Source organism: Jiella flava, assembly GCF_017349315.1.
GTDB lineage: Bacteria > Pseudomonadota > Alphaproteobacteria > Rhizobiales > Rhizobiaceae > Jiella > Jiella flava.
Window position 1 is genome coordinate 134,521 of the sequence record NZ_JAFMPP010000008.1, and the last position, 17,982, is coordinate 152,502.

General features: G+C 63.6%; 16 protein-coding genes. 10 read left to right on the forward strand and 6 right to left on the reverse strand.

Annotation, left to right across the window (positions count from 1 at the left end; all coding sequences use genetic code 11):
* Nucleotides 1–107 precede the first annotated feature (107 nt).
* The 3 genes from J1C48_RS11045 to J1C48_RS11055 all read right to left on the reverse strand — a co-directional run bounded on the left by J1C48_RS11045 (nucleotide 108) and on the right by J1C48_RS11055 (nucleotide 3,176).
* The gene (locus tag J1C48_RS11045) at nucleotides 108–1,076 is read right to left on the reverse strand and encodes an AraC-like ligand-binding domain-containing protein (protein WP_207257900.1); all 969 of its coding nucleotides are present in this window, start codon (nucleotides 1,074–1,076) and stop codon (nucleotides 108–110) included.
* A 180-nt stretch (nucleotides 1,077–1,256) separates the two neighbouring features.
* Nucleotides 1,257–1,967 (reverse strand): LamB/YcsF family protein, encoded by a 711-nt coding sequence (locus J1C48_RS11050; protein WP_207257901.1) that lies wholly within the window; start codon nucleotides 1,965–1,967, stop codon nucleotides 1,257–1,259.
* A 291-nt stretch (nucleotides 1,968–2,258) separates the two neighbouring features.
* The gene (locus J1C48_RS11055) at nucleotides 2,259–3,176 is read right to left on the reverse strand and encodes a LysR family transcriptional regulator (protein WP_207257902.1); all 918 of its coding nucleotides are present in this window, start codon (nucleotides 3,174–3,176) and stop codon (nucleotides 2,259–2,261) included.
* Nucleotides 3,177–3,397: 221 nt separating this feature from the next.
* Here J1C48_RS11055 and J1C48_RS11060 point away from each other — a divergent pair, with 221 nt between their 5' ends.
* The 5 genes from J1C48_RS11060 (at nucleotide 3,398) to J1C48_RS11080 (ending at nucleotide 7,692) form a co-directional block, all read left to right on the forward strand.
* The gene (locus tag J1C48_RS11060) at nucleotides 3,398–3,640 is read left to right on the forward strand and encodes an acetyl-CoA carboxylase (RefSeq protein ID WP_207257903.1); all 243 of its coding nucleotides are present in this window, start codon (nucleotides 3,398–3,400) and stop codon (nucleotides 3,638–3,640) included.
* A gap of 3 nt (nucleotides 3,641–3,643) precedes the next feature.
* Nucleotides 3,644–5,026 carry an acetyl-CoA carboxylase biotin carboxylase subunit gene (locus J1C48_RS11065; RefSeq protein ID WP_207257904.1) on the forward strand — a complete coding sequence of 461 codons (1,383 nt, stop codon included), beginning with the start codon at nucleotides 3,644–3,646 and terminating at the stop codon, nucleotides 5,024–5,026.
* A 6-nt stretch (nucleotides 5,027–5,032) separates the two neighbouring features.
* Nucleotides 5,033–5,902, forward strand: a complete 870-nt coding sequence (locus tag J1C48_RS11070; RefSeq protein ID WP_207257905.1) for a 5-oxoprolinase subunit B family protein — start codon at nucleotides 5,033–5,035, stop codon at nucleotides 5,900–5,902.
* Entirely contained in the window at nucleotides 5,895–6,890 is a 996-nt protein-coding gene (locus J1C48_RS11075) for a 5-oxoprolinase subunit C family protein (RefSeq protein ID WP_207257906.1), read from the forward strand. The genes J1C48_RS11070 and J1C48_RS11075 overlap by 8 nt, the downstream gene beginning before the upstream one ends.
* 76 nt (nucleotides 6,891–6,966) lie before the next feature.
* Nucleotides 6,967–7,692, forward strand: coding sequence for an FCD domain-containing protein (locus J1C48_RS11080; protein WP_207257907.1), 726 nt, complete (start codon nucleotides 6,967–6,969; stop codon nucleotides 7,690–7,692).
* A 46-nt stretch (nucleotides 7,693–7,738) separates the two neighbouring features.
* Here J1C48_RS11080 and J1C48_RS11085 read toward each other — a convergent pair whose 3' ends face one another.
* Nucleotides 7,739–9,049, reverse strand: a complete 1,311-nt coding sequence (locus J1C48_RS11085) for an aspartate aminotransferase family protein (RefSeq protein WP_207257965.1) — start codon at nucleotides 9,047–9,049, stop codon at nucleotides 7,739–7,741.
* Between the two features lie 558 nt (nucleotides 9,050–9,607).
* On the opposite strand from J1C48_RS11085, the gene J1C48_RS11090 reads away from it, so the two are divergent.
* Both J1C48_RS11090 and J1C48_RS11095 read left to right on the forward strand, forming a co-directional pair.
* The gene (locus J1C48_RS11090; protein ID WP_207257908.1) at nucleotides 9,608–10,666 is read left to right on the forward strand and encodes a phosphotransferase; all 1,059 of its coding nucleotides are present in this window, start codon (nucleotides 9,608–9,610) and stop codon (nucleotides 10,664–10,666) included.
* Between the two features lie 187 nt (nucleotides 10,667–10,853).
* Complete coding sequence (locus J1C48_RS11095; RefSeq protein ID WP_207257909.1) at nucleotides 10,854–11,837, forward strand: LacI family DNA-binding transcriptional regulator; 984 nt, start codon at nucleotides 10,854–10,856, stop codon at nucleotides 11,835–11,837.
* Nucleotides 11,838–11,972: 135 nt separating this feature from the next.
* On the opposite strand, the gene J1C48_RS11100 is transcribed toward J1C48_RS11095, so the two are convergent.
* Both J1C48_RS11100 and J1C48_RS11105 read right to left on the reverse strand, forming a co-directional pair.
* A complete protein-coding gene (locus J1C48_RS11100) occupies nucleotides 11,973–12,707 on the reverse strand; it encodes an HpcH/HpaI aldolase family protein (RefSeq protein WP_231081706.1) in 735 nt (244 codons plus the stop codon).
* Between the two features lie 87 nt (nucleotides 12,708–12,794).
* Nucleotides 12,795–14,525 carry an IlvD/Edd family dehydratase gene (locus J1C48_RS11105; RefSeq protein WP_207257910.1) on the reverse strand — a complete coding sequence of 577 codons (1,731 nt, stop codon included), beginning with the start codon at nucleotides 14,523–14,525 and terminating at the stop codon, nucleotides 12,795–12,797.
* A gap of 411 nt (nucleotides 14,526–14,936) precedes the next feature.
* Between J1C48_RS11105 and J1C48_RS11110 the strand changes: the two genes are divergently transcribed.
* From J1C48_RS11110 to J1C48_RS11120, 3 genes are all read left to right on the forward strand, one after another.
* The gene (locus tag J1C48_RS11110; protein WP_207257911.1) at nucleotides 14,937–15,857 is read left to right on the forward strand and encodes a Bug family tripartite tricarboxylate transporter substrate binding protein; all 921 of its coding nucleotides are present in this window, start codon (nucleotides 14,937–14,939) and stop codon (nucleotides 15,855–15,857) included.
* Between the two features lie 71 nt (nucleotides 15,858–15,928).
* Nucleotides 15,929–16,450 carry a tripartite tricarboxylate transporter TctB family protein gene (locus J1C48_RS11115; protein ID WP_207257912.1) on the forward strand — a complete coding sequence of 174 codons (522 nt, stop codon included), beginning with the start codon at nucleotides 15,929–15,931 and terminating at the stop codon, nucleotides 16,448–16,450.
* Nucleotides 16,450–17,961, forward strand: coding sequence for a tripartite tricarboxylate transporter permease (locus tag J1C48_RS11120; protein ID WP_207257913.1), 1,512 nt, complete (start codon nucleotides 16,450–16,452; stop codon nucleotides 17,959–17,961). The genes J1C48_RS11115 and J1C48_RS11120 overlap by 1 nt, the downstream gene beginning before the upstream one ends.
* Nucleotides 17,962–17,982: the final 21 nt, after the last annotated feature.

Consider the following 17,982-nt stretch of genomic DNA (forward strand, 5'->3'; position numbering starts at 1 on the left):
GGTTTTTTTGCACTTGCGAGAAATGCACAAATGCTGCGCAGCACAACAATGCAGTTCGGTTATGGTTTTGGCAGATCATCCGCATCGTCGGTGGCCGCGCTCCCGTCTCAGTGATTGCGACGGGCTTCGGCGCGGGTATCGCTGGGGGTGCGGCCGAAATGCGCGCGATAGCTGCGGCTGAACTGCGCCTGGTCACCAAAGCCGCAAGCATAGGCGATCTGCGAGATCGAGCCGCGGAAATGCGGGTCCCGCAGTCGCTGATCGCACTGCATCAAACGCTGGGTGCGAATTTGGGTGCCGACGGTGGTGTCTTCCTCCTCGAAGATCTGCTGCAGGTAGCGCAGCGAGATGCCGCAGGCGTCGGCGACACTTTGCGGGGTGAGGGCCGGATCGCGGAGCCGCGAGCGGATGATGTCTTCGGCCCGGCACAGATGGGCATGGCGCACGGTGGTTGACGAGCCGGTCAAAACGCGGCTGTCGGAGCTCACGGCGGCGGCCAACAGCTCGACCAACTGGCAGCCGATCAGTTGCTGGGCGGTGGCGTCGAATTCTGTGATTCGGGCGACGGACAGGCGCAGCATATCAACGAACAGCGCGCCGGCGCCGGTGCGGGCGTCGAAGCGCAGGCTCGCCAGTCGTTCGGGCCGGCTGATCCGGTTTTCGAGCACCGCCTTCGGCACCTTCAGCACCCAGAGCGAAGCCGGATCGCGATGGCTGAACTCGTAGGGCAGGTGGCTGCGTTCGATCAGAAAGCCGCCGGGTTGGCAGGAGACGTCCTGGCCATCCTGCAGGAAGCGCACTTCCGCAAGCTCCGGCACGGTGATCAGGTAGCTTTCGTCGCACTCCTCAACGAGATGCTGTTCATGCCGACGATAAAGCAGGCCGTTCGAACAGTTTCGCGAGATCGAAACGGAGCCAAGGGTCCAAGCTTCGAGGCTGCCCTCGAAGACGCCTGATCCTTGTCTCGATCCTTGGAAAACCAGGTCGAGGGGAAAATAAACGCTCGCGATGGCCTTTTGCCAGGCCGTGCGCCGTTGTGCCGGGACAAGGTCGCGGGTCGAGTAACTCAACTGCATCTTCACTCACTCCCATTCGTGTCGAGCGTGCCAGGTGCGGCGTTGGCGTTTTCCCCCTGACTTCCTTTCGTTATACGGCGTCGTTTCGTTGACTTTTCAGATGATTGTCCCCTGATCCTGACGCGGACTCGACGCCGCGTCCCGTGTTCATCGACTGGAGGTTGGAGGCCTTGCGGCCGCTCACAGAGCTTGTCGGACGGCTTGAGCCAACGCCACCGCATTCGGCGTGTCGGAATGAATGCAGATGGTGTCGGCATTCATATCGATCAGTGTGCCGTCGACGGTCGTCGCCTTCTTGTCGCTCAAGACCTTCCGGACGCGGCGCGCCGCTTCTTCGGGGTCTTTGGCGTCATGGTGGCGGGTGATGATCAGCCGGCCTTCGCCGTCATAATCGAGATCGGCGTAATATTCGGCAAGGCACGGAATGCCGCGCTCCGAATAGACCTCTTCCTGCAGCGTGCCGCGCATGCACAAAAGCGGAACGCCGAACACCTCGGCCGCGTCGGCGATGCCGTTGGCGATGTGCCGCTCGCGCATGGCGGCGCCATAAAGCGCGCCATGCGGCTTGATATGGTTGAGCGTCAGGCCTTCGGCTTGAAGAAAACCCTTGAGCGCGCCGATCTGATAGATCAGGCAGTCGGCAAGTTCCTGGCGGTCCATCTTCATTTCCCGGCGGCCGAAGCCTTGTAGATCCGGGAAGGAGGGGTGCGCACCGACGGCAACGCCATGCTTGGCGGCGAGCGCCACGGTCGCGCGCATCACCGAAGGATCGGAGGCGTGAAAGCCGCAAGCCACGTTGGCAATGTCGACGAAGGGCATCAGGCCGGCGTCGTCGCCGCAGTGATAAAGACCGAAGCCTTCGCCCATATCGCAATTGATGGTGACGCTCATTGGTCTTGTCCTTTTTGGGAGCAGCCCGTGTTTGCTACCGCATCGGCCCGAAAATCGGACCCGATTTTCGGAAAGAAAGATGCGTATAATCAATAATATAGCGCATTCTTTGCGCGTCCTGTCGGACGCACGGAGCGCTAGGTTCCCCAGCGTGGACAGGATGAGTGTGTGGCGTCAAATTGAATAAATCGCAACGCCGTATCGGTGAAATCGATAGCCTGTCCGTCCGCCGCTGGCGTGGTGAGATGTCGGGAGGAGGCGGTTCGGGGCACGGCGGCGACGGAGGCGCTGTCAGGAGGGGTCGACGCCGACAGTGCCGGTCGCGTAGCGCATGAAGTCGCGAAACGCGGCGCAGGCCGGGTCGACGGCGTCATGGCGTTTCCAGGCCAGCCCGACATCCATGCTCGGCACGCCTTCGTCGATGACGCGGGTCTCGATGCGTTGTCCGTCGAGCGACCAGGGGCGATAGACGAGATCCGATAGGATCGTCACCCCGGCGCCGGCCGCAACCATCGAGCGCACGGCCTCCACCGACGCGGTGCGGAACAGCACCTTCGGTTCCATGTTGGCGCTCGCCCAATAGCGCATCGCGGTGATTTTCGCCTCGTCGACCGTCAGCATCAGATAGGGAAAGGGCTGAATGTCGGCGAGGCCGACCCGGTCGATCCGGGTCAACGGATGGGACGGGGTGAGCCAGAGCCGGCGCGACGAGCGCTGCAGGATCTCGCTGGTGATCTGGTCGCGGTTTTCGAGATTGGAGACGAGCATCACGGCGATGTCGATGGCGTCGTCGATAATCGCCTGTTCGAGCACCGGGCGGGGCGCTTCGAACAGCTCGAGCGAGATGCCGGGGAAGTTGGCGTAAAAACGGATCAGGTGGGGCGGCAGGAAATAGCCGGCCACGGTGTAGGTCACGCCGACCCGCACCCGGCCGACGAGCCGGTCGCCTCTCATATGCGGGCTGCGGATCGCCTCGGCCACCGAGGACAGGATCTGCTTGGCCTGGGGCAGGAAGCGGCCGCCCTCGATCGTCACCTTCACCCCCTGCGGCGTGCGCTCCAAAAGCGGTGCGCCGACGAGGGCTTCCAGCTGTTGGATCGCGGTTGTCACCGCCGATTGGGACACGTTCAATTCGACCGCGGCGCGACTGATCCGGCCGGTCTCCGCCGCAGCGACGAAGTAGCGGATCTGTTTGAACGATATCGACATCGCTTTTCTCCAAGCCCTCGACGCTGCCGGCCGAGACGATATTGCCCAGCCAAGTCAAGTCCTTCGACCCATACGGTTGAGCGCACGCGAAAGCCACCATTTGCTCGCAGTCAAAGGATATCGATTTTATCGATGGCCTGCTTTCTGATTTGCAATTTTACGAGGGCTGGAAGTTTTGCAAGGCTCTTCAAATTCTGAAACGAGCAACAGCGAGCCTGATTATGACCAAGAGCACTATCGAGGCGCCGATTCCTGGCACGTTCTATCGCTCTCCTTCGCCCCAGGAGCCGGTCTTCAAGAACGAAGGCGATGCCGTTGCTGTCGGCGATACGGTCGGGCTGATCGAGGTCATGAAGTCGTTCACCCCGGTGATCGCCGAGACCGCCGGGACGCTTGTCGCCTTCCATGTGGAGAATGAAGACGCCGTGATGGCTGGCCAACCGCTCTACGATCTCGAAGCCTGAGCGATGGCGATTTCCAAGATCCTGGTTGCCAATCGCGGCGAGATCGCGGTTCGCATCATTCGTGCGGCCCGCGAGCTCGGTCTCAAAACCGTCCAGGCCGCCAGCGCCGCCGATGAGACCATGCTGGCGGCGCGTCTTGCCGACCAAACGGTCTGTGTCGGCCCGCCGCACGCCTCCAAGTCCTATCTGAATGGCGACGCCCTGATCGCCGCCGCCCGTGACACCGGCTGTGACGCCGTGCATCCGGGCTACGGCTTTTTGTCTGAAAACGCCGACTTTGCCGAGGCGGTCGAGGCCGCCGGCCTCATCTTCATCGGGCCGAAGGCGGAAACCATCCGCAAGATGGGCGACAAGGCCGCCGCCCGCCGCGAGGCGGAGCTGGCGGGCGTGCCGACGGTGCCGGGCTCCGACGGAGTCGTGAAAGACGTCGCCGAAGCCCAAACGGCCGCCGACGCGGTCGGCTATCCGGTGATGATCAAGGCTGCCGCCGGTGGTGGTGGCCGCGGAATCCGCATCGCCGCCAATGCCGAGGGGTTGGCGCAGCTGATCCCTCAGGCGAGCGCCGAGGCGAAGGCCGCCTTTGGCGATGGCGGGCTTTATCTCGAACGCTTCGTGCGCCGGGCCCGCCATGTCGAGGTGCAGATCCTCGGTGATGGCGAGCGGGCGATCCATCTGTTCGAGCGCGAGTGCTCGTTGCAGCGGCGCCGTCAGAAGGTGTGGGAGGAGGCGCCCGCCGTCTGTCTCAGCCCTCAGCAGCGCCAAGCGCTATGCCACTCGGCGGTCAAGCTTGCCGAGCGGGTCGGCTATCGCGGCGCCGGCACGCTGGAATATCTGTTCGACGAGGAGACCGGCGAGTTCTTCTTCATCGAGATGAACACCCGCATCCAGGTCGAGCATCCGGTGACGGAAATGGTCACCGGCGTTGATCTGGTCGGCTGGATGATCCGGATCGCCGGCGGCGAGGCGCTCAGCCTGAGCCAAGAGGACATTGTCCTGCGCGGCCATGCGGTCGAGGCGCGGATCAATGCCGAGGATCCGGCGGCCGATTTCCGCCCGCATCCCGGCACCGTCGGCGGTCTCGAACTGCCGGGTGGCATGGGCGTGCGGTTCGATACGATGCTCTATCCGGGCTATCAGATTCCACCTTTCTACGACTCTCTGCTCGGCAAGCTTATCGCCCATGCCGACAGCCGCGAGCGGGCGATCGCGCGCATGCAACGCGCCCTCGGCGAGTTGACGGTCGAGGGGGTGCCGACCACGGTGCCGCTTCACTTGGCACTCGCCGGCGCCAAGGACGTCCGAGACGGGGCGTTTCACACCGGTTGGCTGGAGGAGTGGCTGAAAGGCCGTCCGCTGGCCGACGATGCAACTCCAGAGAAAGAGTGAGGGCCGATGAAGACGCGTTATTCTTTCGGCGGCGACGAACACATCTTCGTCGAAATCGACGAGGAAATGTCGCTTGAGGCATTCTTCAAGAGCCTGTCGATGAGCAAGGCGGTGCGCGAGGCGACGATCGCCGGCGTCACTGAGATCTGTCCGGCGAACGCTTCCTTCCAGGTGAGGTTCGACCCCGACGTGATCGCGCCGGAGGCGTTGCTGACCCGGCTGAAGAGCTTCGAGGCGGTGGCGGAGACCGCCGAGAAGACCATCGACACCCGCATCATCGAGGTGCCGGTCTTCTACAACGATCCCTGGACTCATGAGACCTTGATGCGCTTTCGCGAGCGCCATCAGGATCCCGACGCGACCGATCTCGAATATGCCGCGCGGATCAACGACTATCCGAGCGTCGAAACATTCATCGAGGCCCATTCGGGCGCGCCCTGGTTTGTTTCGATGGTCGGCTTCGTCGCGGGGCTGCCCTTCACCTATCAGCTGGTGGAGCGCTCCAGGCAGATCGAGGTGCCGAAATATCTGCGGCCCCGGACCGATACGCCGCGATTGACCGTCGGCTATGGCGGCTGCTTCGGTTGCATCTATTCGGTGCGCGGCGCCGGCGGCTACCAGATGTTCGGCATCACCCCGATGCCGATCTACGATCCGAAGGCCGAGCAGAGCTATCTGAAGGATCTGTTCCTGTTTCGGCCGGGCGATATCATCCGGTTCAAGCCGATCGATCGCGAGGCCTATGACGCGGCGATCGCCGATGTGGAGGCCGGCCGCTACGAGCCGAAGATCGCCTCGGTCCACTTCTCGCTCGATGCCTTCAATGCCGATCCCGAAGGTTTCAACGCCAAACTCTTGGAGGCGCTCGATGGCTGACGGTGCCGCAATGTTCGAAGTCGTCAAACCCGGTCTGTTGACCTCGGTGCAGGATCTCGGCCGACCGGGCTACTATCATCTCGGTCTGCCGATCTCGGGGGCGATGGACCGCTTCGCGCTGATCGCCGCCAACCGGCTCGTCGGCAATCCCGACGGCGCCGCGGGGCTTGAGGCCGTCTTTCTCGGCCCGGTGCTGAAATTTGCTTGCGACACCACGATCGCCGTCACCGGGGCGGTGATGGCGCCGAAGGTGGACGGCGTCGAGCAGGAGCTGTGGAGCGCATTCGAGATCAAGGCGGGGCAGGAGCTCGCTTTTGGCACGCTGAAGGCCGGCGCCCGCATCTATATCGCGATCGCCGGCGGCGTCGATGTTCCGGAGGTGCACGGCTCGCGCTCGACCTACGCGCTCGGCGCGCTGGGCGGCTTCGAGGGCCGGCCGCTCAAAGCGGGCGATCAGGTCAAGATTGGGGCCGCCAGCGGTGCGGCGAAGCTTGGCGTGTCGATCCCCGAGGAGATCCGGCGGATCCAGCCGGCCTCCGGCGTGGTGCTGCGGGCGATGCCGGGCCTTTATTGGCATCGGATCACCGAAGAGTCGCAGGGATCCTTCTTCGAGGACAGCTGGAAGGTCGCGCCCGAGGCCGACCGCATCGGCTACCGCTTCCGGGGCGGGCGCAGCCTCGACTTCGTGCCGCGCAAGCAGCCTTTCGGCGCCGGCTCCGATCCGTCGAACATCGTCGACAGTTGTTACCCCTACGGCTCCATCCAGGTACCGGGCGGCACCGAGCCGATCGTTCTGCACCGCGATGCGGTTTCGGGGGGCGGCTATTTCATGGTCGGCACGGTGATCTCCGCCGATATGGACCTGATCGGCCAGCTGCAGCCGCACCAGCCGGTCCGCTTCGAGTCGATCGACATGGACGGCGCACTCGCCGCCCGCCGTGACGAGAAGGGCCGCCTCGAAGCGCTCGGCGCCTTCCTCAGCGGTTGACCCGCTCGTGAAATCCGCTTGCGGCCGCTGATCTCCCGGGTCGGGATATGATATCAGCGGCCGCAGGAGGTTCGCTGTGGACAAACCCGAATTTCGCTCTCTCAACGACCAGGCCTATGAGCGGATCAAGCAAGGGCTGATGGCGGCCACCTTCCGCCCAGGCCAGGTGCTGGTGATCCGCACGCTCGCGGCAGAATATGGCGTTTCGGCAACGCCGGTGCGCGAGGCCCTGCAGCGGCTTGTCGCAGAGCGTTTGCTGGTGATGCAGGCCAATCGCAGCATCGCCGTGCCGGAGCTGTCGCTCGACGCCTATCTCGAACTGCTGCGCATCCGCTGCGAGTTGGAAGGGCTGGCGGCCGAGCTGGCGGCAAGCCGGGCGGAGGCTGATGGATTGCAGGGGCTCGCCGCGCTGATCGAGGCGATCGACGGGGTCGTCGCAAAGCAGGATCACGCCGAATATCGCCGGCTCAATCAGGCGTTCCACTTCGCTCTTTACGCCGAAGCGCGCTCGCCGCGTCTGAGCGGCATGATCCGCGATCTGTGGGGCCAGACCGGCCCTTACGTCTCCGAGCTCGTCGTTTCGGGGCGCTACGGGTCACAGGCGAATGTTGCGCATAAGCGGATTTTGAGTGCGCTCCAGGTCGGCGACGGAATGGCGGCGCGTGCCGGCCTGATCGCCGATCTTGCCAGCGCCAGCGAATATATCCTGCCGTCTCTCCTCCGGATGGAAGCCGAGCGCCGCGAACGGCCACGCGTCTTTGCCGCAGCCGGCGGGGTTGCGGCGAAGGCGGAGCCGCGCTGACGGGGAAGCGTCACTTGCGCGTTTCCCCGCGCTTTCGCGATGCGGCTCAAGCGGTTGCGGCCAGCGCCTCTTTCATCACCGCGACGAAGTGGTCGGCATGGTCCTTGGTGAAGATCAGCGGCGGGCGGATTTTCAGGCTGTTGTGGAAGCGGCCGGTGACGCTGATCAACACGCCGCGATCGCGCATGGCGTTGACCACCTTGCCGGCGCGGACGCGATCTGGCGCCTTTGACGCCCGGTCGGTGACGAATTCGGCACCGATGAACAGGCCCGCGCCGCGCACGTCGCCGAGCGCCTCGCAGTCACCCGCAAGGGCGCGGATGCCTTCGGCCAAATAGGCGCCGACCGACTGGCAGTTGGCCATCAGCCTCTCCTCCTCGATCGTCCGCAGCACCGCCATCGCCGCCGCGCAGGACACCGCATTGCCGCCGAAGGTGTTGAAATAGCGGGCCATGCGGCCGAACTCGTCGCATACTTCCGGGCGCATCACGACGGCCGAAACCGGGTGGCCGTTGCCCATCGGCTTGCCAAGGGTGGCGAGATCCGGAACGATGCCGTGGCGCTGAAAACCCCACATCGCCTCGCCGGTGCGGGCAAAACCCGGCTGCACCTCGTCGGCGATGAACAGGCCGCCGGCGGCATGGATCGCCTCGACGGCTCCGGCGAGAAAGCCTTTCGGCTCGGGGAGCACGCCGTCGCTGGAAAACAGCGTGTCGGCGATCAGCACGGCCGGTTTGATGCCGTGACGCTTCAGATCGGCGATCGCCGCTTCAACGTTCCGCTTGAAGGTCGCTGCCACATCGCTGTCGCTGGCGTGATAAGCCGCCGGCGCCGCAATAGTGCGCACATGGGCGCCGAGATCGACCGCCGGCCCGAGCGAGGGCGAGAAGGCGGCGACGGTCTCGGTGATGCCGTGATAGGCGTTTTCGGTGACGATGATGCCGGTGCCGCCGGTATAGGCCTTGGCGATGCGCACCGCCAGATCGTTGGCCTCGCTGCCGGTGCAGGCGAACATCACCTGGCTGAGCTCGTTCGGAAAGGTCGCGACCAACTGCTCGGCATAGTCGAGGATGAGGTCGTGCATGTAGCGCGTGTTGGTGGCGAGGATGCCGACCTGCTCGCGGATCGCCGCGACGATGCGGGGATGGCAATGGCCGAGCGAGGTGACGTTGTTATAGGCGTCGAGATAGGCGCGGCCGGCCTGATCATAAAGCCAGACGCCTTCGCCGCGCACCAGATGCAGCGGCGTCTCGTACATCAGCCGATAGGCCGGCCCGAGGACATTGGCGCGCCGCGCGACCATCGCCTCTTCGTGCTCGGAGAGATTCCCTTGGCCTGCGACGAAGGCGTTCGGCATTGAAAGGTCGGGGGCAGCGCTCACGGGATCGGTCTTTCTGTCTGATAATGGACGTGTCGACGGATGGGCGCGTCAACAACCGCATGGCAGGCTTGGCCGGCTGATCGCGGCTGCGCCGCCATCCGGCCTCGGACGCTTGAAGTCTGGCCTCCTCGATGCCGCGGCCACGCTGCCCACGACGCTGGAAAGCCGATTTCGATGACGATCGCACGACCGCAAGAGGGCCATCTTGTCATAGCACGGGTGAAATGATCATATATCATGAGGCCGCATTTTTCCAGCTAATAAGCAAAACTGCGAGGCACGACACGCATTTTTCCGGTGGTTCTGTTTCTCTAGAACGCAAGATGATATATCATTTGTCTGCCGTCGTTCGGCGTGGTCAAGACATGATGGTCGCCGTCGACGCGACCTGTGACATTTTTTCGGCCCGGGATCTTATCGCTGTGAGATCGAAGCGGCTCGGTACGGCGCGTGTCGCCGGAGCCGGCAGCGCGCAGGCAGCATGGCGGTCAACGCGCTCAGCCCGCGACCAGACAGGCGAAGGACAAGCCACGGATGACGATCATGACCGAGACCGACGACGCGCCGGCCGCGTTCCGGGCGTCGACACCGCCGTTTTCGGCCGGCGAGGCCGAGACCATTCTGCAGCGGTTCTACGGTCTTGCCGGCCAGGTCTTTGTCATGGCGAGCGAGCGCGATCTGACGCTTGGCGTGACCGCCGAGACCGGCGAGCGCTATGTCTTGAAGATTGCCAATGCGGCGGAGGATCAGGCGGTGATCCGCTTTCAGGATGCCGCGCTCGTCCATCTCGCTACGGTCGCGCCGAACTTGCCGGTGTCGCGCCTCGTGCCGACCCTGACCGGCGAGGCCGAGGTCTTGGTCGAGGCCGAGGGGCTGCCCCATCTGGTCCGGCTGTTGACCTTTCTGCCCGGGCGGCCGCTTTCGGAGGTGCTGAGGCGTGAACCGCAGATGGCGTCGATCGGCAGCCTGCTCGGCGGCGTGTCGAGGGCCTTTGAGAGTTTTGCCTATCCCGTTCCCGAGCAGGAAATCCTGTGGGACATGCAGCACGCCGCGAAATTGCGTCGGCTGACGGGAAGCATCGCCGATCCGGCGCTGCGGGCACCGGTCGAGGCGATCCTCGACCGGTTTGCCGGCGAGATCGTGCCGCGGCAGAAACACTTCCGCCGTCAGATCATCCATAACGACTTCAATCCCTCGAATCTTCTCGTCGCCGAGGGCGACGACGATTGCATCGCCGGTATTCTCGATTTCGGGGATATGGTGGAGGCACCGCGGATCTTCGACGTCGCGGTGGCCTGCTCCTATCAGGTGCCGGCCGAAGGGCCGCCGCTCGGCCTCGTCGCGACACTATTGGCCGCCTGTCATCCGGTGCATCCGCTAGACGCGGGCGAGATCGAGGATTTGTTCGACCTGATCAGCGTTCGTCACGCGATGACGATCACGATCGGCGAATGGCGCGCCCGCCGCCAGCCGGCCAATGCCGCCTATATCCTGCGCAATCATCCGACCGCCGCCCGCGCCATCGCGCGCTTTGCCGATCTTGATCGCCGCGCGGCGACCGAAACGCTCCAGCGTGCCTGCGATTTCGCTTGAGACGGCCATGGCGCGTCGTCGCGCCCCATCCGCCGGGCTGCTTTCGCCGCCTTTCCCTTTCGTCAAGCGGCTCCCGTTTGGCGTCCTTTGGTATAAGCTCGTCGCATCGGGCTGGCGGGGATTCGAGCGAGACGGTTTGGACGGACAGCAGGGACGGCGCCATCGCCGCAACCGGCAGAGCGTGAAGATGAGCGACGTCGCGGCTGAGGCCGGCGTGTCGCCCTCGACCGTCTCCCTGTTTCTGCGCAGGCCCACAGCCGTCTCGGCCAAGACCGGCGCGGCGATCGCGCGAGTGATCGAACGGCTCGGCTATGTTCCGAACCTTATGGCCGGCGGGCTCGCCGCGGCGCGCTCGCGGGTTGTCGGGGTGATCGTGCCGTCGATGCGCAACGCCTTTTTCGCGCAGACCGTCTCTTCCCTGCAGACATTGTTGGCGCAGCACGGCTTTCAGGTGATGATCGCCAGTGCCGATTATGACGATCAGAGCGAGCTTGCGCTGGTCCAGGCCTATCTTTCCTGGTCACCTTCGGCGCTGGTGCTGACCGGCTTCCACCACGCCGTCATGACGCGCGACCTCTTGCACTCGGCCGCCTGTCCGGTGGTCGAGATGTGGGAACATGGCGATCATCCGCTCGATCTGTCGGTTGGGTTTTCGCATATCGAGGCCGGCCGGGCGGCGGCCCGCCATCTCGTGCGGCGGGGCCGGCGACAACTGGCGTTCCTCGGCGCGCGCATGCAGGAGGATCGCCGGGCGATGCAGCGGGCGCGCGGCTTTGCCGAGGAAGTCGCGCAAGCGGGCGGAACGGTGGAGATCGTCAATCATCCGCGCCCGGCCAGTGCCGAAACGGCGGCCGGCCTCGTCGGGATGGCGCTCGCCAAACGGCCGGGCATCGAGGGCGTTGCCACCTCCAACGACACGCTGGGACTCGGCGTGCTGTTCGAATGCGCCCGTCGCGGCATCGATGTGCCCGGCGATCTCGCAATCATCGGCTTCGGCGATCTGGAATTTTCCGGTTTCACCAATCCGTCGCTCTCGACCATTCGGCCGTTCGGCGACGTCATCGGCGAGGAGATCGCCCGGCTGCTTCTTGCCTGTTTCGAGACCGGCGAGCGCCCGGCAAATCGGGCGGTCGACACCGGCTTTGTGGTGGTCGAGCGCGGCAGCAGTTAGAGCGCCCTGCGTCCGACCGGACGCAGGGCGCTCTAACCCTTTGAATCGACGCATCGTGCTTTGCCGAAAATCGATTCCGATTGTCTCGCCGATGCCGTGGCGATCAGCGGCGTCGCCAGGCGCGGGCGAGGGGGCTCAATAGGCCGAGGTGACCGTGCTCGTCGCCGCGTTGCCGTCGCCGCGAAGATCCGCCAGCCAGTCCCGGGCGCGGCCGGTCATCATCGCGATGTCCGAGGCCATGGCGGAAAAGCTGTAGCCATAATCGAGGAAGGCCGATACCATCTGCGGATTGGGCCCGACGATGCCGATCGGCTTGCCGAGCCGGTCGGCCTGATCGGCCGCTGATTGGATCAGCGCCTGCACTTCCGGGTGGCCGAGATCACCGATATGTCCCATCGCCGCCGAGAGGTCGCCGGGGCCGATGAATAGCGCGTCGACGCCCGGCACGCTGGCGATGTCGGTAAGGCGTTCGACCGCCTCCGGTGTCTCCAACTGGACGATGACGAAAGTCTCGTCATTGGCGCGTTTGAGATAATCGGGCGCGGCGCCATAGCGTGAACCCCGCTGGATCGCCGCGACGCCGCGATGGCCGAGCGGCGGATATTTCGCGGCGGCAACGGCGGCTCTGGCTTCGTCTGCGGTCTGCACGAAAGGCACCATGATCGTCGCCGCGCCCGCATCGAGCACCCGTTTGGTGATCACCAGATCGTTCCATGCCATGCGCACGACCGGCACCGCCGGGGTGCAGCCGACGGCGCGCAAAATGTCGGTCAGCTGCGGCACGTCGACCGGCACATGTTCCATGTCGACGACGACGAAATCGAAACCGGCATGGCCGATCGCTTCCGAGGGGCCGGGCGCGGCCGACATCAGCCAAGTTCCAAGGGGCTTGACGCTACGGGATTGAGCAAGGAGTTTACGAAAGGGATTTGAAATATCGATCGACATTGAAAATCCTTAGAAAATTTCGGGTTCCGGTAAGTCGCGCACGCCCGCCAGAAAATCAAAGTCACAGCCTTGATCCGCCTGACTGACGTGACGCTGATAGAGCGCCGTGAATGAGGTCTCGAAGAGAGGCTTGTCGTGGCGCGGTTCGCCGCGCCGCCGATCGAGTTCCTCCGCTGACACCTTCATGTCGATCCGACCTGCCGAAACGTCAAGTGCGACGGTGTCACCGGTGCGCAGCAGCGACAATGGGCCGCCGACGGCCGCTTCAGGCGCGACATGCAGGACGCAGGTGCCGTAATGGGTGCCGCTCATCCGACCGTCGCAGATGCGCACGAGATCCTTGACGCCCTGCATGAGCAGCTTCTTCGGGATCGGCAGATTGCCCCATTCGGGCATGCCGGGGGCGCCGACCGGACCGGCGTTGCGCAGGACGAGGACGGTGTCTTCGCTGACGTCGAGATCGGGGTCGTCAATCGCCTTCATCATTGCGGACGGATGGTCGAAGACCAGCGCCGGGCCTTCGTGCTTGAGGAATTTCGGGCTCGCGGCGGAGGATTTGATGATCGCGCCGTTGGGAGCAAGATTGCCCTTCAAAAGGACGAGGCTGCAGCCACGCTCCAGTGGCACGACGGGATTGTCGAGATTGCGGATCATCGTGTCGTCGAAGCATTCGGCGCCGGCGATCGCCTCGCCGAGGCTGCAGCCTTCGACGGTGCGCGCGTCGAGGGCGAGATGATCCTTGACCTTGGCCAGCAATGCCTTCAACCCGCCGGCGAAATAGAAATCCTCCATCAAACCGTTGCCGGACGGAAAGAGGTTGGCGAGCACCGGAATCTTCGCCGCGACCGCTGCCATCTCTTCCAGTGTCAGCGAAATGCCGGCGCGGCCGGCCAGGGCGATCAGGTGGATGGCGGCGTTAGTCGAGCCGCCGAGCGCCATATAGGTGACGAGCGCGTTCTTGAAGCTGTCGGCGGACAACACGTCACGGGGGTTCAGATCCTCATAGACCATCGCCACGGCGCGCTCGCCGCACAGCGAGGCCATGCGCGGATGACCCGAATCGACCGCCGGAATCGACGAGGCGCCGGTCAGCGTCAGTCCCATGGCGTCGACGATCGAGGTCATGGTCGAGGCGGTGCCCATGGTGTTGCAGGTGCCGGCCGAGCGCGTCATCCGGCTTTCGAGGTCGATCCAGTCATCTTCGGTGATCTCGCCGCGCCGCAATTGGTCGAAATAGGTCTTGGTATGGGTGCCGGCGCCGGTGACGGTGCCGCGCCAGCGGCCGGTCGACATCGGCCCGGCGGGGCAGTAGATCGCCGGGACATTCATCGAGATCGCGCCCATCAAAAGGCCCGGTGTCGACTTATCGCAGCCGCCGAGCAGCACGCAGCCGTCGATCGGATGGGAGCGCAGGATCTCCTCGACCTCCATGGCCAGGAAGTTGCGGTAGAGCATGGTGGTCGGCTTGACCATGACCTCGCCGACCGACAGCGCCGGCAGCTCAACCGGATAGCCGCCGGCCTGCCAGACGCCGCGCTTCACGGCCTCGGCGCGATCACGCAGATGGCTGTGGCAGGGGCTCATCTCGCTCCAGGTGTTGAGGATGCCGATGACCGGCTTGCCCATAAACTCCTCGCGCCGCATGCCCATCTGCTGGGTGCGCTGGCGATGGGCAAAGCCACGGATGTCCGACGAGGCGAACCACCGTTGGCTGCGAAGTTCTGAGACCTTTCGGGTCATGGGCGATCACTCACTCGGATTCTTGATGCAGCGGAAGTTCTTGATGTGGCGGAGGTCTGCAAATGGCCAGTCCGACGTAGCACCATTCGCCGATTCCGGCTGTCTGTGCTCGCGTCGGAACGGACGTGTCGCAAAGTTAGTTTCATAAATCGTAGCGCTACGAATTATAGCTGTCAATTTAAATCACAAGTCTGATCATATTTGGCAACAATTCCAAGTGGTGCAATTGTGAATGGCATTGTATCTCATAAAAATGCTCTCTGGTTTGTTTAAAAATGCCGTTACGGCATGTGGGTTGTCCTTCTCATTCGCCTGTGTAAAAATCATAGCGCTACGAATTGTTGGCGGAGCGAAATGATTCTAGCGGCCGACAATCGAGGACGTCGCGGTTTGATTTGGGAGTTTGGTACCATGAAAATCATCACATTGGCCGCCATTGGTGTGGCGTTGTCGTTTTCGACGTCGGCCAGCGCGCAGACCGTCGAAATGATCGTCCCCTTCAGTGCCGGCGGTGGCACGGACAGCGTGGCGCGGGTCTTTGAGCCCGGCTTTTCCGAAGCGCTCGGTCAGACCACCGTCATTCGCAATGTTGCTGGTGCGAGTGGCACCATTGGCGCGGCCGCGACGGCGGATGCCGCGAATGACGGCTCGACCATCGGCTATCTGCCGATCGGTCCGCTCGCCATCCAGCCATCGCTGCGCAAGACCTCTTACAACGCCGACTCCTTCAGCTACATCTGTCAGACCACGTCGACGCCGGTGTTTCTTCTGGAAAAGAAGGGCTCCGAGATGAAATCGGTCAAGCAGTGGGTGGAGCGTGGCAAGGCCAAGCGGATCGTCTACGGTTCGTCGGGGCCTGGCACGATCCCGCATCTGGCCATGGCCGCCTTCGCGGCGACGGCTGGTCTGAAGGCGGTTCATCTGCCGTTCAAGGGGACTGGGCCGGCGATGAATGCGATGGCGGGTGGCGAGATCGATCTCTTCGCCGACACGGCAACCGTGCTCGAAGGTAACGACGTGACTGCGCTGGCAGTTTTTGCACCGGAGCGACTGAAGACCTACCCCGACATTCCGACGATGAAGGAGCTTGGCTACGACCTCGACTTCTCGGTCTGGCAGGGCTTGGTCGCGCCCAAAGGGCTGCCGAAGGATCTGCAGCAGAAATACGCCGAGGCCTGCCAGAAGGCGATCGCGACGGATCGGTTCAAATCGCTCGCGGAAAAGACCAATACCGGCATCAAATATCGCGGCCCCGACGCGTTCGAAGCTTTCGTCGCGGAGAACACGAAGAAGAACCGAAAGATCCTCGCAGAGGCGGGTTTGGTGAAATAACGCCAAGGCGTTCTTACGGTGGCGCGGATCAAATTGCGCCGCTGTCTTGCTGGCAAAAGGAACAGCGGTTGATGACGGACAGTTCGGACACATCAGACGAGCAGGTGTCACGCTCTATCGGACGGTTGATAGTCTCCGCGGCCTTCGTGGTTGCTAGCCCGTTCTTCCTCGCGGCGTCCCTTCTGGGCGCCGCCGGCAGCGACATGAATATTGCTGCCGGTGACACGTCGCAAGCGCTGCCGCATATCTTGTTGGTCGTCTGGGTCGCCCTGGGTCTGGTCGACCTCTTCCGCGAGGCGACGACGTTTTTTAGAGCGCCGGCGGCGCCCGACAGTCAGGGTCGTTCCGACGACGATCCAGTGCTCGTCCTCGCGATTATGGCGGCGACGGTCGGTCTGGCCGTGGCCATCGTGTTCTTTGGTTACATGGTTCCGATCGTCCTGATCTTGCCGTTGCTGCTCCGATTGGCCGGTGTGCGGTCGCTTGGCGGTGGGATCGTCGCCTTTCTAATTCTTGGGCCGGGCCTTTGGTGGCTGTTTAATGACGGGCTCGGCATTCGGCTTCCGGCTCTTCTCAGTGGAGGGATGTTCTAATGGTCGATTTGACATTCTTGGCGGACGTTTGGGCTCCAGCGACTGTTGTCGCCATGATCGTCGGTACGGCCCTTGGTATCATCATCGGCGCGCTGCCGGGTCTCGGATCTGTGGTCGGCTTGTCGATCTGCCTGCCCTTTACCTTCGGCATGGACACAGTGCCGAGCCTCGCGCTGCTGCTTGGCGTCTATTGCGGCTCGGTCTATGGTGGGTCGATCTCCGCCATCCTGATCAATTCGCCCGGCACACCTCAGTCGGCCGCGACCGTGCTCGACGGCTATCCAATGGCGCTGCAGGGACTGGCGGGCAAGGCACTCGGCTGGTCGACGGCATCCTCCGTTGCCGGCGGTCTCATCTCCTGCATTGTCCTGATCGTCGCCGCACCCCAGCTCGCGCATTTTGCCACCCGCTTCGGCTCGATTGAGGTCTTTGCGCTGATCCTGATGGCGCTTACTTGCATCGCCGCGGTGTCACGTGGCAGCATGCTAAAAGGGCTTTCCATGGGCTCGGCCGGGATTTTCCTGTCGTTGATCGGCACCGATCCGGTGACCGGGGCAGCGCGCTTCACCTTCGGGATCCAATTCTTCACCGCGGGGCTCGATTTGATCAGCGTCGTTATCGGCCTGTTCGCAGTCTCCGAAGCCTTCACCCGCCTTGCTCAGGACGGAAAGAATGAGTCGGTGTTTAGCGGTGTCCGACTGATGCTGCCAAGCTTGAGTGAATGGAAAGGACGGATTGGCAATCTTTTGCGCTCCTCGGCGATCGGATGTTTTATCGGTGCGCTGCCTGGAACCGGGGCTGCAACCGCCGCTTTCATCAGCTACGCCACCGCCAAACAGCTCTCGCCGCGCAGGGACAATTTCGGTAAGGGGGAGCCAGACGGGGTGATCGCCGCCGAATCCTCCAACAATGCGGTCACCGGCAGTGCGATGATCCCGACGCTCGCCCTCGGCATTCCCGGTGACGTGGTCACCGCCATCGTGTTATCGGCGATGGTCGTTCATGGGATCACGCCGGGAGTCCGCCTAATGAGCGAGCATCTCGACGTCGTGAATGCCATTTTTGCCGTGCTTGTCATCATCAATATTTTGATGCTGATCCTGGCTTTTCCGATCGTCCGCCTGTTCGGCAAGCTGCTGGCGATTCCGGAATCCTATGTGATGACCGGCGTCATCGTCTTCTCGCTGATCGGGGCGATCACGGTTCGGGGCAATGCGCTCGACGGCGTTGTGGCTGTCGCCTTCGGGGTCTTCGGTTACGCCCTGCGACGGGGCGGCTACCCGCTCGCCCCCTTTGTCATCGGACTGGTGCTTGGCCCGCAATTCGAGGAAAATCTGCGGCGAGGGCTGCTCCTGTCGGACGGCGATATTTTGAGCTTTCCGACCCATAGCTGGATCGCGCTGGTCCTGTTCTTGGTCACCGCCGGATTGATCCTGTTCGGCCCGTTGCAAACGCTCATCTCCGGCCGCTTCGCACGGTCGGAGACGGCTCGGTTGTCGCGGGAACCCTGATGGTCGGCCGCCACGATCGCC